Origin of the sequence: Nocardioides endophyticus (assembly GCF_039543845.1) — a bacterium.
GTDB classification, from domain to species: domain Bacteria; phylum Actinomycetota; class Actinomycetes; order Propionibacteriales; family Nocardioidaceae; genus Nocardioides; species Nocardioides endophyticus.
Window position 1 is genome coordinate 40,637 of sequence record NZ_BAABKN010000015.1, and the last position, 13,483, is coordinate 54,119.

13 protein-coding genes and 2 tRNA genes are annotated in these 13,483 nt (G+C 71.3%); 6 read left to right on the forward strand and 9 right to left on the reverse strand.

Annotation, left to right across the window (positions count from 1 at the left end; all coding sequences use genetic code 11):
- Positions 1-22 precede the first annotated feature (22 nt).
- Positions 23-796 carry a type 1 periplasmic-binding domain-containing protein gene (locus tag ABEA33_RS12665; RefSeq protein WP_345527142.1) on the reverse strand — a complete coding sequence of 258 codons (774 nt, stop codon included), beginning with the start codon at positions 794-796 and terminating at the stop codon, positions 23-25.
- Positions 797-1,067: 271 nt separating this feature from the next.
- Here ABEA33_RS12665 and ABEA33_RS12670 point away from each other — a divergent pair, with 271 nt between their 5' ends.
- The 3 genes from ABEA33_RS12670 to ABEA33_RS12680 all read left to right on the forward strand — a co-directional run bounded on the left by ABEA33_RS12670 (position 1,068) and on the right by ABEA33_RS12680 (position 3,554).
- A complete protein-coding gene (locus ABEA33_RS12670) occupies positions 1,068-2,873 on the forward strand; it encodes a purple acid phosphatase family protein (RefSeq protein ID WP_345527143.1) in 1,806 nt (601 codons plus the stop codon).
- Positions 2,874-3,057: 184 nt separating this feature from the next.
- Positions 3,058-3,131 (forward strand) — tRNA-Asp (locus tag ABEA33_RS12675).
- 69 nt (positions 3,132-3,200) lie between these two features.
- Positions 3,201-3,554, forward strand: a complete 354-nt coding sequence (locus ABEA33_RS12680) for a metallopeptidase family protein (RefSeq protein ID WP_345527144.1) — start codon at positions 3,201-3,203, stop codon at positions 3,552-3,554.
- 31 nt (positions 3,555-3,585) lie between these two features.
- Here the strand turns inward: ABEA33_RS12680 and ABEA33_RS12685 are convergent, their stop codons facing one another.
- Genes ABEA33_RS12685 through ABEA33_RS12695 form a run of 3 tightly spaced genes read right to left on the reverse strand, consistent with a single transcriptional unit; the run spans position 3,586 to position 5,269 of the window.
- A complete protein-coding gene (locus tag ABEA33_RS12685; RefSeq protein ID WP_345527145.1) occupies positions 3,586-3,918 on the reverse strand; it encodes a fluoride efflux transporter FluC in 333 nt (110 codons plus the stop codon).
- Positions 3,915-4,337, reverse strand: coding sequence for a FluC/FEX family fluoride channel (locus ABEA33_RS12690; RefSeq protein WP_345527146.1), 423 nt, complete (start codon positions 4,335-4,337; stop codon positions 3,915-3,917). Before ABEA33_RS12690 ends, ABEA33_RS12685 begins: the two co-directional genes overlap by 4 nt.
- Positions 4,334-5,269: an ATP-binding protein gene (locus ABEA33_RS12695; RefSeq protein WP_425577403.1), complete on the reverse strand. Its 936-nt coding sequence runs from the start codon at positions 5,267-5,269 to the stop codon at positions 4,334-4,336. Before ABEA33_RS12695 ends, ABEA33_RS12690 begins: the two co-directional genes overlap by 4 nt.
- Positions 5,270-5,528: 259 nt before the next feature.
- Here ABEA33_RS12695 and ABEA33_RS12700 point away from each other — a divergent pair, with 259 nt between their 5' ends.
- Complete coding sequence (locus ABEA33_RS12700) at positions 5,529-7,028, forward strand: NAD(P)/FAD-dependent oxidoreductase (RefSeq protein WP_345527148.1); 1,500 nt, start codon at positions 5,529-5,531, stop codon at positions 7,026-7,028.
- Between the two features lie 3 nt (positions 7,029-7,031).
- Here the strand turns inward: ABEA33_RS12700 and ABEA33_RS12705 are convergent, their stop codons facing one another.
- Positions 7,032-7,670 (reverse strand): PaaI family thioesterase, encoded by a 639-nt coding sequence (locus ABEA33_RS12705; RefSeq protein WP_345527149.1) that lies wholly within the window; start codon positions 7,668-7,670, stop codon positions 7,032-7,034.
- 50 nt (positions 7,671-7,720) lie between these two features.
- Here ABEA33_RS12705 and ABEA33_RS12710 point away from each other — a divergent pair, with 50 nt between their 5' ends.
- Positions 7,721-8,269 (forward strand): GNAT family N-acetyltransferase, encoded by a 549-nt coding sequence (locus ABEA33_RS12710; RefSeq protein WP_345527150.1) that lies wholly within the window; start codon positions 7,721-7,723, stop codon positions 8,267-8,269.
- A 140-nt stretch (positions 8,270-8,409) separates the two neighbouring features.
- Here ABEA33_RS12710 and ABEA33_RS12715 read toward each other — a convergent pair.
- Positions 8,410-8,482, reverse strand: a tRNA-Lys gene (locus ABEA33_RS12715).
- A gap of 164 nt (positions 8,483-8,646) precedes the next feature.
- Between ABEA33_RS12715 and ABEA33_RS12720 the strand changes: the two genes are divergently transcribed.
- On the forward strand, positions 8,647-11,094 hold the full coding sequence (locus tag ABEA33_RS12720; protein WP_345527151.1) for a LuxR C-terminal-related transcriptional regulator: 2,448 nt from the start codon (positions 8,647-8,649) through the stop codon (positions 11,092-11,094).
- A gap of 2 nt (positions 11,095-11,096) precedes the next feature.
- On the opposite strand, the gene ABEA33_RS12725 is transcribed toward ABEA33_RS12720, so the two are convergent.
- The 3 genes from ABEA33_RS12725 to ABEA33_RS12735 form a co-directional block, all read right to left on the reverse strand.
- Positions 11,097-11,363, reverse strand: a complete 267-nt coding sequence (locus tag ABEA33_RS12725) for a hypothetical protein (RefSeq protein WP_345527152.1) — start codon at positions 11,361-11,363, stop codon at positions 11,097-11,099.
- Positions 11,360-11,503, reverse strand: a complete 144-nt coding sequence (locus ABEA33_RS12730) for a hypothetical protein (RefSeq protein ID WP_345527153.1) — start codon at positions 11,501-11,503, stop codon at positions 11,360-11,362. Before ABEA33_RS12730 ends, ABEA33_RS12725 begins: the two co-directional genes overlap by 4 nt.
- Before the next feature lie 160 nt (positions 11,504-11,663).
- Complete coding sequence (locus ABEA33_RS12735) at positions 11,664-13,325, reverse strand: RNA polymerase sigma factor (RefSeq protein WP_345527154.1); 1,662 nt, start codon at positions 13,323-13,325, stop codon at positions 11,664-11,666.
- Between the last annotated feature and the right edge of the window lie 158 nt (positions 13,326-13,483).

Consider the following 13,483-nt stretch of genomic DNA (forward strand, 5'->3'; position numbering starts at 1 on the left):
GGCTCCGTCGATCTCGGTCGTCTCAGTCGACCCGGACGACGAAGCCGGCGTAGCCGCGCAGCACCGCGGCGACGCCGGCGTCGAGCGCGCGACGTGCCCGCTCGACCGTGAACGTCGAGGGGTCGTACCTCCAGGCGTTCCCGGTGCCGCTTCCGCCGCCTCGCGCGGTCGTGCCCTTCCACACCGCGCTCGTGACGTTGAACGTCGGCTCCGCGAGCTCGGCGCCGAGGAGGAGGAACTCCTGATCGGGCCAGCTCGCGGTGACCACGGACAGGGGGTCGGCGAGCGGGTCGCCGGCGCTGACCACCAGGTCCGGGTGGAGGTCGATCGCGTTCTGGATGGCCGCGAGGTACGCCGCCGGGTCGTGGGCGGGCACCACCGTCACGTGGACCTCGTGGGCGGCAGCCCAGGCCTCGGCCGCGCTGCGGAGGTGCCGTGCGGCCACGGAGTCGTCGGTCGCGATGAGGGCGACGCGGTAGCCGGCCGGGACCGTCACTCCCGACCAGGATCCCGGGGACGGCGTCATCGTGCCGCCCGGCGGTGGCGGTGCCGTCGGCGTGACGAACCCCGGCCCCAGCGTGCCCGAGCCGGGCGAGGGCACGACTGGTCCACCGTCGGCACCGAGGATCGTGGCGGCGGACGGAGTCGGGCTCGCCGGCACGGACGAGGACGGCGACGAGGCCGAAGGCGTGGTGGTCGTCGTACCGGACGTGGACGACGAGCAGGCCGAGACGGTGACCAGCACCGCGGCGAGTGCGGCGGTACTGGGGAGCAGCCGGACGATGCGGGGCAGCACGGGGCGCCTCTCCGAAGATGGGGACTGGGCGCGGTCGTTTCTACCCGTCCTGCCGAGACGTTCCAAAGCGGATGGTGCTGGCCGCGATGCGTTCAACGGCCCGTCGCCTCCCGTTCATGCACGGCCCGCCGTCGCCCGCCCGCCATGGGCAGATCGTTCGACTGGAGTGGCCCCCGCGCACGCCTCCTGTTCACCGGCCGGTCGCTGGATGTCGAGAGGTTGAGCAGTCAACTCACCACCCCTTTCTCGGATCCGAAGGGAACTGCATTTCATGATGTTCAATCTCACCCGTCGCCGCCTCGGCGTCGGAATCGCGACCGTGTCGCTGGCCGCCGGTGCCGTCATGGGCACCGGGGCAACGCTCTCCGCCAACGGGGCCGACCCCGTCGCCTTCTCGGTCACGGGCCTCGTGCTCGGCGTCGGCAACGACGAGACCTCGCGCACGGTGGCCTGGTACTCCGCCACCGATCCGTCCGCCGGGGAGTCCGTGGAGCTCGCCACCAAGCAGGACTTCTCGGACAAGACCGTGGTCCCCGCGACCGTCGACGCGAACACGACCACGGACGCCAAGACCGGCGTCGCGCTCACCAACTACAACGGCAAGGTGAAGCTGAGCGGTCTCAAGGCGAACACCACCTACTACTACCGCGTGGCCGAGAAGGGCTCCTCGACGAACGTCTCGAGCGTCTCCTCCTTCAAGACCGGCACCTTCGGCAACGGCGACTTCCAGTTCCTCTTCTTCGGTGACCCGCAGATCGGCTCCTCCGGTGATCCCGAGACCGACGGCGAGGGCTGGGAATGGACGATGGACCAGACCGAGAAGCAGAGCCCCAAGGCGGAGCTCTACGTCTCCGGCGGCGACCAGGTCAACACCGCCAACAACGAGACGGAGTGGGACAACTTCCTCCAGCCCGACCAGCTGCGCTCGGTCCCGTGGGCCGCCACCATCGGCAACCACGACGTCTCGGGCTACGCGTACGAGCAGCACTTCGCGCTGCCGGAGACCGTCGACCGCAGTGACGCCATGTACACCAACGCGGCGAGCAAGTCGCAGCTGTCGGGCGGCGACTACTGGTACAAGTGGAAGGGCGTGCTGTTCATCGACCTGAACTCCAATGCCTACTCCGCGGGCAACGGCAGCGACCCTGCCCACGTCGCCTTCGTCACGCAGACGATCCAGGCACAGAAGGACGCCGGCATCAAGCACGTCGTGCTCGTCTACCACCACTCGATCTACTCGCCGGCCGACCACGCCAACGACACCGACAACCAGCAGCGTCGCGGCGACTTCACCAAGGCGTTCTCCGATCTCGGCGTCGACCTGGTCCTGCAGGGCCACGACCACTCCTACTCGCGCACCTACGCCCTCAAGGGCACGGCACTGGGTTCGGCGCCGGTCAAGGCCGACGCCAACGAGCAGCCCGGTCAGCAGACCGTCGTCGAGAAGGAGGGTGGCGTCGTCTACGTGACGGCCAACACCGCCTCCGGCTCGAAGTACTACGACCTGACGGAGCCGGATGCGAGCAAGGGCGGATACGGCCCGGACACGAAGATCGGCGGCCCGCAGTCGGTGCAGACCGGCAACCACGCGCAGGCGCACGTGCGGCACTGGGCCAACTCGGTCGAGAACCAGGAGCACGTCCAGACCTACGTCGAGGTCACGGTCAACGACAAGGGCTTGCAGGTCAAGAACATCCGCGCCAACGACGCGACGTCGGGTCCGAACCCCGCCGTCGACCGCGGCAACGTCACGGGCGTCGGGCCGGAGCTGTCGGACTGGGCGGCCCCGATCGGGTCCGTCCAGGACCAGTTCGACGTCTTCCGCAACGGCACCGACATCTCGCCGATCTTCCCGCCGATGGACGTCGTCACGAAGACCGAGACCCAGACCGTGACCGAGACGATCGTCAAGGACCACACAGTCGTCAAGGAGGTCGTGCCGGCCAAGGTGAAGGCGAAGGTGGCAGCGAAGATCAAGGTGCTCGCCCGGCACATCAAGAAGGCACACGGTGCCAAGAAGGCCCAGCTGAAGGCCCAGTTGGCCGCCTACCGCGCCATCCAGAAGCAGCTTCGCTGACATCCTGGCGATGCCGCATCGGCAGCCGGTCCCCGGAGAATCTCCGGGGACCGGCCGCGAGATCTCGGCGCGGCTCCGCGTCGGGTGCGGGTGGGCCGACCTCGATTGGGAGTCGGCGACGACCATGGGTTAGAGTTCCACCGCTTCACCAGTGAGGCAGCAACAGGCAGAACAGCACCACCATGGCCCCGTAGCGCAGTTGGTTAGCGCGCCGCCCTGTCACGGCGGAGGCCGCGGGTTCGAGTCCCGTCGGGGTCGCAGAAGATCGAAGCCCCTCCCAGGTGGGAGGGGCTTCGATCATTTCCGCTCACCCGCCACAATGACCGCATGCCGGTCGAGATGGGTCCCGTGGAGTTCGACTCCCTCGTGGACCGCGCGCTCGACGGGATCCCCGACGAGATCGCGTCCCTCGTGCGCAACGTCGCGGTGCTCGTCGACGACGAGCCGCCGGCCGATGACCCCGACCTCCTGGGGCTGTACGACGGGATCGCGCTGACCGAGCGCTGGGGCGACCCGATGATGGAGCTCCCGGACCGCATCTTCATCTTCCGCAACCCGCTCCTCGACATGTGCGAGAGCGAGGAGGAGCTCGAGAAGGAGGTCCGCATCACCGTCGTGCACGAGATCGCCCACCACTTCGGCATCGACGACGCCCGCCTGCACGATCTCGGCTATGCGTGATCGAGCGCGTCGAGGCCCGGTGAGCCGACTGTCAAGCCACAACCCAGAACCCCAGCGCGCACGCGGCGAGCGACACCGCGATCGTGACGACGGCGTACGCCGTGCCTCGCCGCGGGCCGAGGCCGTGGGTCTGCACCGCGAACGCCGAGTACGTCGTGAACCCGCCGCAGAAGCCGGTGCCCAGCAGCGCCATGGCGTGACCCGACAGCGCCATCGCCGAGAACGCGCCGAGCAGACCCGAGCCCAAGACGTTGACGACCATCGTCCCGACGGGCAGCCCGCCCGGCCGGTCGTACGTGCTTGCGACGAGGAACCGGAGCGGGGCGCCGAGCGCCGCCCCGAGAGCGACTAGGAGCGCAGTCATTCGTCGCCCCCCTCGGCCTCGAACGCCTCCCGCTGAGACGCCGACGACCAGTGGTCGGCGACGGCCACCGCGACCAGGCAGGCGGCCAGGGTGCCGACCAGGTAGAGCCCGGCGGTGGCGGTGCGTCCGTGGTCGAGCAGCGCCCGCGCCTCCTCGGAGTACGCGGACAGCGTCGTGAACCCGCCGAGGACGCCGGGCCCGAGACCGACCGTGACCAGCCGGGACCGGCGTACGACGGCGAGCGCGGGGAGCAGGGCGAGCACGAAGGAGCCAGCGACGTTGATCGCAAAGATCGTCCACGGGAAGCCGTCGACGTCGTTCGGGAACGCCCCCGTCAGGCCCCACCGCGCCAACGCCCCGACCGCACCACCGACGGCTACCGCGGCCACGATCCGCGGCGCCGGGGCGCCTGCGGTCACGACAGGCTGCTCTGGTTCTCGTCCCGTGACACGGGCGCATCCTGCCACGGGAGCGGTGCCTCGCCGCGCTCCTGCCGGACGAACTCGCTGAGGAACCAGCGCTGGAAGCGCTGCTGGTCAGGGGTGCGGGCCAGCGACAGCAGCCGCTTCTCCCGGCAGAACTCGTCGGCCAGATCGAGCAGCTCGATGAACCGCCCGATGGTGGCCGCAGTCTCGCGCGGCATCGCGACCCGCAGGTCTGCCGTGGCGTCCCCGGTGCCGAGCGCCTGGTCGATCTGGTCGGCGCCGATGCCCTCGCGCAGATCGCTCTCGAGGGCGCCGAAGAGCTCGGAGAGGTCCTTGGCGAGCGGGTAGACGGACTCGTGGGCCAGTGCGAGCAGTCGGACCTCGCGGCGCAGCTCGCGGTAGTGGCCCTGGAACTCGACGAACATCCGCCGGGGTACGCCGACGATGTCGATCCGCAACTCGTCGGGGCCGGGCACGCGGTCGCTCACCGGCTGCTCGCCGGTGACCCGGCCCTCCACGGGTTCGCCGCCGGGCTGGGTCGCGGGGGCGAACCAGACCGTCTTGCCGCGCTCCTCGAGGTCGACTCCCCAGGCGGTGGCGCAGCGGGCGACGATGCCCAGCCCGCGGCCGAAGGTGAGCAGCAGGTCGTCGTCCTCGGCTCCTCCGGCGGTGGGCATCATCGGCAGCTCGGGGGAGCCGTCGTGGACCTCGACCCGCGGGTGCTCCGCCGTACCGCGGACCCGGACCTTGAGCGGGGGGACGGCGTGGAGGAGGGCGTTCGTGACCAGCTCGGAGACCCCGAGCTCGGCACACTCGGTGAGGTCGTGGCGGCCGATGTCGTGGCAGGTCTGAACCACCCAACGGCGTGCGTCTTGCACGCCGCGGGGACCCGAGCCCAGCGAGAGGGCGGGCCTGTTCAGCGGCACAAGCGTTCTCCACAGAAAGGCTGATCAAGTTGTTGCCAGACGCGGCTCGTGTACCCCTGCGAAATCGCGGCGAAACCTCGCGACAGCCTTTCGATTTCAACGGTCCAGACCGGTTGCCGCAACGGAAGTGATCGGTGCGGGGTCGTGTGATCGAGAAGACCCCCCGGATTGCGGGAATCCGGGGGTGGAGCGGAACAATGGGTACCGCGGAGCGTGTTCTCTTGGCACGATCCAACGAACGGGAGTGAAAGGTTCGGTCATGGCAGCAACGCAGCCGACCACGCAGACAGCAGACCGGCACCGGGTGGTGATCATCGGCTCGGGCTTCGGCGGACTGTTCGGGACCAAGCAGCTGCGCCGCTCCGACGTCGACGTCACCATCGTCGCGAAGACGACCCACCACCTCTTCCAGCCGCTGCTCTACCAGGTGGCGACCGGCATCCTGTCGCAGGGCGAGATCGCGCCGCCGACGCGCGAGATCCTGAGCAGCCAGAAGAACGCCCAGGTGCTCCTCGGTGAGGTCACCGACATCGACCTGGACGCGCACACCGTCACGTCGCAGGTGCTCGGCCGCTCGACGGTCACGCCGTACGACTCCCTGATCGTCGCGGCCGGCGCTGGCCAGTCCTACTTCGGCAACGACCACTTCGCCGAGTTCGCGCCCGGCATGAAGAGCATCGACGACGCCCTCGAGCTGCGCGGCCGGATCTTCGGCGCCTTCGAGATGGCCGAGATCGGGGCGACCCGGGGCGAGAACGTCGACCACCTGCTGACCTTCGTGGTCGTGGGCGCCGGTCCGACCGGCGTCGAGATGGCCGGTCAGATCGCCGAGCTCGCGCACCGCACGCTGCACAAGGACTTCCGGTCGATCAACACCCGCCAGGCCCGCGTGATCCTGGTCGACGCCGCGCCCCAGGTGCTCCCGCCGTTCGGCGAGAAGCTCGGCATCAAGGCGAAGTCCGAGCTCGAGAAGCTCGGCGTCGAGGTCATCCTCGGCGCGATGGTGACCGACGTCGACGAGCGTGGCATCGAGATGAAGTTCAAGGACGGCCGCGTCGAGCGGATCGAGAGCGTCGCCAAGATCTGGGCGGCCGGCGTGCAGGCCAACCCGCTGGGTCGCACCCTCTCCGAGCAGACCGGGGCGCCGTTGGACCGCGCCGGCCGGATCGCGGTCAACCCCGACCTCACCCTCCCGGGCCACCCCGAGGTCTTCGTCGTCGGCGACATGATCAACCTCGACCATCTCCCGGGCGTCGCGCAGGTCGCGATCCAGGGCGCCAAGTACGCCGCCAAGGAGATCGACAACCGGCTGAAGTCCAAGCCATCAGCCGGCCCGTTCCACTACTTCGACAAGGGCTCGATGGCGATCATCAGCCGGTTCCGGGCGGTCGCCCTGATCGGCAAGCTCCGGGTCACGGGCGTGCTCGCCTGGCTGATGTGGCTCGCGCTGCACCTGATCTACATCACCGGCTTCAAGAGCCGGGTCACGGCGCTGCTGCACTGGGCGGTCTCGTTCATCGGCCGCGGCCGCTCCGAGCGCACCACGACCGAGCAGCAGATCTTCGCGCGCAGCGCGCTCAGCCGGCTCAAGCGAGGCGCGACCGACTTGGTCTCCGACCCCGGGGCGTACGACGCCGCGCGGGCCATGCTCGAGACCACCCGTCGGGCAGAGCTCGAGGAGCGGGCGCTCGAGGAGGCGCGGCTCACCGACGCCGGCGAGCGCGGCGTACCCGTCGAGCAGGCGTCCAGCGTCGGCTGAGGCCTACTCGAAGGACGTCGGCTGCTCCTGCGGGGGCTTCTCGCGGGCCCAGCGCGGCAGGATGAAGAGTCCTTCGGCCTCGACCGTGACGCCCTCGTCGTCGGAGAGGTTGCCGCGCGCCCAGGTCTTGATCCCCTCGGTGCGCTCGATCCACGCCTCGCCGCGCAGGTCGCCGAGCGGCGTGGCGCGGCGGTAGATCAGCGTCAGGCTGGCGGTCATGCCGGGCCGACCGCCCGCGCCGGTCGCCTCGCCGAGCAGCTGGTCGAGGACCAGCGCGGACACCCCGCCGTGCACCAGTCCCGGAGGGCCTTCGTACGCCGCGCCCAGGTGGAAGCTCGACCAGACGCGGCCGGTGCTCTCCCGGTCGATGTGCAGCGGCGGCGCGACCGCGTTGCGCAGCCCGACGACGGTGTTGCCCCAGTGTCGGCCGCGGTTGTTGACGGCGTACGGCCCGTCGAGCTGGCGGGTCCGCATCCGCTCCACGATGCCCTCGAGCTCGTCCTTGATCGCGCGGGCCTCGTCCTCGTCGATCTGAGTGCGGATCGTCGCGTCGACGAGCTCGCGCACGACCTCGGTGAACGGGCCGTAGAGGGCCTGCTCCCGCTCGACCTGCTCTGGGGTGATGTCCTCGGTGTCGGCCACCGAGCGATCCTAGAACACGTTCCAGTTCTGCGGTCTGATGGGATGGGGACGTGACGTCTCTGGTGCGCCCCGGCCTCCGGCTGCGCGAGTCCTGGGCGGCGGCCGTCGCCGAGTTCGTCGACGCCGGGTCGACCCAGCACGGGTACGGCCTGTGGGACTTCGAGCCGATCGACGTCACCGAGGAGGGTTGCCGCAAGATCGTCGACCACCTCCTCGCCCAGGCCGACCCGGCGACCGAGATGCCCGGCGACTGGGTGCACTGCACCTACTTCTGGATCGCCGACGGCGACCCCGAGGAGTTCGTCGGCTACCTCGCGCTGCGCCACTCGCTCTCGCCCTGGCTGCTCGAGGAGGGCGGCCACATCGGCTACTCGGTGCGCCCGTCGCGCCGCCGCGAGGGACATGCCTCCCGAGCCCTGGCCCTCGCCGTACGACGCGCCGGCGAGCTCGCGATCGAGCGCGCCCTCGTCACCTGCGACGACGACAACGAGGCCTCGCGGCGCACGATCGAGCGCTGCGGAGGCGTCTACGAGGACACGCGCAACGGCAAGCGCCGGTACTGGTTCGACACCACTGACCGGGTCCCCGAAAAGGAATGAACCGCCGGCGTCTCGGGCCACCGACGGTTCAATCTTCGCCAGAGGCTAGGGACTCCCCGGCAGCGCTGAACAGGGCCTCCCAGAAACCCTGGGGTCGGAGTAGCCCGGTTGCCCGGCCGCTCGGTGGGATGACCGTTCGGTAGGCCCCGTGGGACTCGAACCCACAACCCGCGGATTAAAAGTCCGATGCTCTGCCAATTGAGCTAGGGGCCCGGGGGTCCTGGCTTCCGGTCGACGGCACCCTCGACGGACCCCGCTACGGAACAGAACCTCTGGCGAGAGCCTAGTGGCCCCGCCGACGAGGCCTGCAGCGGACCTCGTCCCCGAGGGCGCGTAAGGAAGCGGCCGGTCCCGGCGTCTCACAGGGAGCAGGCAAGATGGGAGACGCCATGGGGACCGCTACACCTCTGCCGAGAGTGAACGGCGACTTCCTCGTCCGGCCACGGCTGCTGGAGGTCCTCGACCACTGGTCGCCGATCACCCTGCTTCTCGCTCCGTCCGGCGCCGGCAAGGCGGTGCTGGCGGTGCAGTGGGCGTCGTCCGCCCGCGAGGCAGGTGACGACGTCATCTGGCTGGACGGTGAGGTCGACGACCCTGCTGCCGTCGTCGCCGCCCTCGCGCGGCACGCCGGAGAGCCGGTCGATGCGGACCTCGACACGACGCTGCGCCGGCTGCGGCGCGGGCTGCGCGGGCTCGACCGCCGGCTGGCGGTGGTCGTCAACAACGCGGAACCCATCGTCGAGGCGATCGGCGATGCCCTGGTCGAGATCGTCCGCGACTGCCGGGAGGTGCACCTGGTCGTCTGCCTGCGACGTCGCCTCGACCCGGTCGCGAAGGCGCTCCTCGAGGCGGAGAGCCGGGTGCTCGGACTGAGTGACCTGCAGTTCACCGTCCCCGAGATCGAGACTCTCGCGCGGCAGCACGGGCTGACTCTCACCTCCGATGAGGCCGAGTCGATCTGGACCTCGGTCGGCGGCTGGCCGGCCCTGGTCCGTACCGGGCTGGAGCCACTGCCCAACACCGGTTCGAGGTCGGTGGCCGCCTGGTCGCCGCGTCATGTGGGCTGGTTCCTCGGGGTCAACGTGGCGCCGGCGCTCCCGCCGACGGCGCTCGCCGCGCTGTGCCGTACCGCGCTCGTGGAGCGCCCGACGTACGGCGCGGTGATAGCCGCAACGGGCCCTCTCGACGACCCGGCCCGGATCACCCTCGAGGCGCTCGGCATCCTGGACCCGCTGGTCAGCGAGGGTGAGCCGATCGTGCGGCTGCCTCCGCTGATGCGCGACTTCTTCCGGAGCCGGTACGACGAGCGCGAGCTCGGGCCGGAGGTCGAGGTGCACCAACGGGTCACCCGGTTCTGGCTGGACGCCGAGGAGCCCCGGCCGGCGTTGGAGCAGGCCGTGCACGGTCGATGCTGGGCGCTCGCCGTCGAGATCGTCGAACGGCACTGGTGGGCGGTGGCCGACGCCGACCTCCTGGAGATCCCGGCCACCGAGGTGCGTGGCCACCCGCGCGCCGAGATCGGACGTCAGGTGGTCCTCCCCGACGACCCGACCCCGTCGTCGCCCGCCGTCCGCGCGTGGGAGGCCGAGCTCCGGTCGGCCTCGGCCGAGGATCTCGTCGACCGCGCGGGCGAGCCCGACGTGCTGGCCCTGCTGACGTTGCTGATGGTGCGCGACCGCAGTCGCGGGGAGCAGCGCTCCGCGCTCGACCTCGCAGACCGCGTCGAGACCGTCGTCGACCCGGCGGGCCTGGAGGGTGGGGCCGCCCCGCCGCCCATCGCACGTGCTGCGCTCGAGGCCGGCCGCACCCGGCTGCTGGCGGGTGACGTCGTCGCTGCCACCCGGATGCTGCGCGTCGCGGATGGTGCGGCCGACGACCTCGCCCTGTGCGCGGCCGTCACGGGCGACCGGCCGGCGACCGCGCACTGGGTCGAACGCAGCACTGGCGCCGGGGGCCGGATCGCGGCGGCTCTCGACGCGCTGCACTCGCTGGACCGAGAGCGGTCCGCGGACGCGCTCACCCGGCTGCGCGCCGACGGGATCATCCGTGACCAGCTCTGGCCGTTCGCCGCGTGGGCGGAGGCCGAGCACGCCCTGCTCTGGGGCGGCCGCAGCAGGGTTCGAGCCGAGATCGCCGCGACCCGAGGTGCGATGACCCGTCGGCGCGAGACCGGCTGGCTCCAGGGCCTGCTCGCCGCGGTGGAGGCCGATCTGTGCATCTCGCTCGGTCGCACCGCAGTCGCCTCGCGGCTGCTGACCGAGACCGACGTCGACGACGTGCACGTCCTGCTCGCGCGGGCTCGCCTGGAGCGGGTGGTCGGTCGACCGGAGGAGGCGCTAGGGCTGCTCGACGTGGTGGACGCGGCCGGTGACCCGTCCGCGCTGGTGAGCCTCGAGTCGCTGGTGCTGCGCGCCTGGTGCCTCGACGAGACCGGGGCAGGGGCGGGGGCCGCGGATGCGCTCGCCCAGGCCCTCGAGTGCGTACGGCGGGACCGGCTGGTGCTGCCGCTCACCCACGTCCCGATGTCGCTGCTCGCCCGGCACGCCCGAACCGTGCCGGGCCTTCGCCAGCTCGCTGACCGGCTGCGTGAGGCGCGGACGCGTGCGCCGTACGACGTCGTCGACGAGCTGCCCGAGCTGACGCCGCGGGAGGCCGCCGTGCTGGAGGCGCTCGCGCGCGGGTTGTCTCTCGAGGAGGTGGGTCGCGAGCTGTTCGTCTCCCGCAACACGGTCAAGTCCCAGGCGTCGTCCCTCTACCGCAAGCTGCGGGTCTCGGGCCGTGCCGATGCGGTGCGCAAGGCCAACCGGATCGGCCTCCTGGACTGACACTAGGAGTCGCGTCCCTCCGCCTCGTCGTCGAGGTGGGTGAGCAGGAGGCGTGCGCCGACCGCGAGCGGTTCGTCGTCCAGGGGTTGCGGTGCGGCGAGAAGCAGCCGCTGCAGCAGTCCGCGCAGCTCGGTCTCGGTGATCTCCAGCTCGTGCCGCACGCTGCCGCTGGCGTCCCGCGCGGTCAGCCGCCGTCGGCGCGCGTCGAAGACCAGCCGGCCGCGGCTCAGCTCCTCGAGCTGCTCGTCGAGGCGGTGGTGGGGGCTCACGGGAGCTGGCTCCGCACGACGTGCAGTGCGGCCTCGAGGTCGGACCGCTTCGGGATCCACCCGCGGGCGAGCTCCTCGGCCCACAGGGCGACGAGGGCCGACCGCTCGTCAGGTCCCAGGGCCTCGCTGAGGTCGTGCATGGTCCGTCACCTCCTGCTTCCACCACTACGCTTCCTCGGTCAGGGCCGGCGCCGCCGTGGGGACGTGCGGCGCCGGCGAGGAGAAGACCCGCGGGCGCGCGGGTGCTTACGGCCGTTCGCGATCCGGTCCGTCTGGACTGGACCAGGTCGCTCAGTCGGCTCAGCTCTGGAAGACCAGCTCATTGTTCGCCGGGTCGGGGTCGACGTTGTCCACGGCAGAGACCCGGGCGACGGCGTCGAGCTGGCCCGCCACGACGACGTCGATCGCGAACGTGCCCTGGCCCGGCGCGAGCTGGCAGGTGATCGTGGTGACGTCCCCGTCGACACCCGCCTGCGCGCAGGTCGCCGCCAGGTACGTCGTCTCGGTGTGCACCGTGAAGCTCTGCAGGCCGTGGACGTCGATCGTGAGGATCGTCGGGTCGAGCAGCGCCGTGACCGACATCTGCACGTGGTGGTGTGGCCCGTAGTAGGCGTGCGATCCCGACCCGATCGCCAGGTCCTCGTGGGTCGTCGGGTCGATGGTCGGCGTCGGCGTCGGCGTCGGCGTCGGAGTCGGAGTCGGAGTCGGTGTCTCCGACGGCGGCACGGTCGGCGTCACCGAAGGCGAGATGCTGGGGGAGGCCGTCGGGCGCGTGGTGGGCGAGGGGGCACCCGTCGGGCTGGGAGAGGACGTCGTCGGCCGCGACGTCGGGTCCGGGCGGCTCGACGGTGACCGGGTGGGCACGACCGCGGGGGTGGTCGCCGCGGTCGTGGTCGGCAGCGACCCGGCAGAGGTCACGGTCGGGTCGACCGGCCGGGTCGGGTCGGGGGAGTCGGCCGGCGGCGCCGCGGGAGAGCTGGCCGACGGGTCCGTGGTCGCTACGACCGCCTCGCCGGGTGGGTCGGCGGAGACTGTCCCGTCCGGATCGCCGCGGCCGACGACCAAGGCGAAGCCACCGGCTGCCACGGCGACGACCACGGCGGCCGCCGCGGCGGCCGCCAGCGAGGTCCGCAGGCTGCGGCCACGGAACAGAGCAGCGACGCCGCCGGCGCCGCCGCCGATGCCGGCCGAGGCGCTGGCGTACCCCGCGGCCGTGACCCCGAGTACGGCGGGTGCGAGCACCGCTCCCAGGTCGGAGCCGATCGCGCCCAGCTCGAGGTAGCCCGCGGTGCAGTCGGGGCACTGCGTGAGGTGCTCCTCGAGCCGCTGGCGCCGACGGCCGCGCACGCGACCGCGCACGTACGCCGCCAGCTGCTCGCGGTACGGTCCGCAGGCCTCGTCGCGCATGCCACCCAGGTGCGCCTCGAGGTAGGCCCGACGCAGACCTTCACGCGAGCGGAACGCCAAGGCCGCCACGGCGTTCGCCTTGAGCCCCAGCATCCTGCCGACGGTCTCGTGGTCCTCACCCTCGACCGCGGTGTGCCACAGCACCGCCTGCCAGCGTTCGGGCAGCGAGGCGAACGCCGCGGCGAGGACCGTCGACTCCCGGCGCTGGTCCACGGAGTCGGGCACGGGGACGTCGAGGTCGTCCGCGTCCTCGATCCAGGCGTGCCGGCTGTCGCGGCGCACGTGGTTGACGTAGACGTTGTGGACGGTGCGCAGCAGGTAGGGCCGGAACGCCTGCGACGGGCCACCGCCGGCCCGGATGCTCTCGAGCAGCTTGGCGAACGCCTCGGCGACGAGGTCCTCGGCGGTGGTCGGATCCGCCAGTCTGCGGGCATACCGCGCCGCGGCGTCGTGGTGACGCACGTAGAGCTCCGCCACCGCCTCGTCATCACCGTTCCGAGCGGCGGAGATGAGGTCGAGGTCGCTCGCGGACTCACGTTCCAGGAACGCGGTCATGGGGCTCGATCTCCTCGGAGTGCTTCGAGTCAGGACTAGGTCGTCCACGACCTCGGCACCGCGTCCAGGGTCGTCGGCCATGGGGGTTCCACGGGTCGATCGGACGAGTATCGGCCGGATTTCACCCGCTGGTTCACCCGCCGGTCCAGTCCGTCGAT

Bases quoted from the DNA above. Each gene is read 5' to 3' on its own strand.
- ABEA33_RS12670 (WP_345527143.1), top strand. From the start codon at position 1,068: ATGATGTTCAATCTCACCCGTCGCCGCCTCGGCGTCGGAATCGCGACC.
- ABEA33_RS12680 (WP_345527144.1), top strand. From the start codon at position 3,201: ATGCCGGTCGAGATGGGTCCCGTGGAGTTCGACTCCCTCGTGGACCGC.
- ABEA33_RS12685 (WP_345527145.1), bottom strand. From the start codon at position 3,918: ATGACTGCGCTCCTAGTCGCTCTCGGGGCGGCGCTCGGCGCCCCGCTC.
- ABEA33_RS12700 (WP_345527148.1), top strand. From the start codon at position 5,529: ATGGCAGCAACGCAGCCGACCACGCAGACAGCAGACCGGCACCGGGTG.
- ABEA33_RS12720 (WP_345527151.1), top strand. From the start codon at position 8,647: ATGGGAGACGCCATGGGGACCGCTACACCTCTGCCGAGAGTGAACGGC.
- ABEA33_RS12730 (WP_345527153.1), bottom strand. From the start codon at position 11,503: ATGCACGACCTCAGCGAGGCCCTGGGACCTGACGAGCGGTCGGCCCTC.
- ABEA33_RS12735 (WP_345527154.1), bottom strand. From the start codon at position 13,325: ATGACCGCGTTCCTGGAACGTGAGTCCGCGAGCGACCTCGACCTCATC.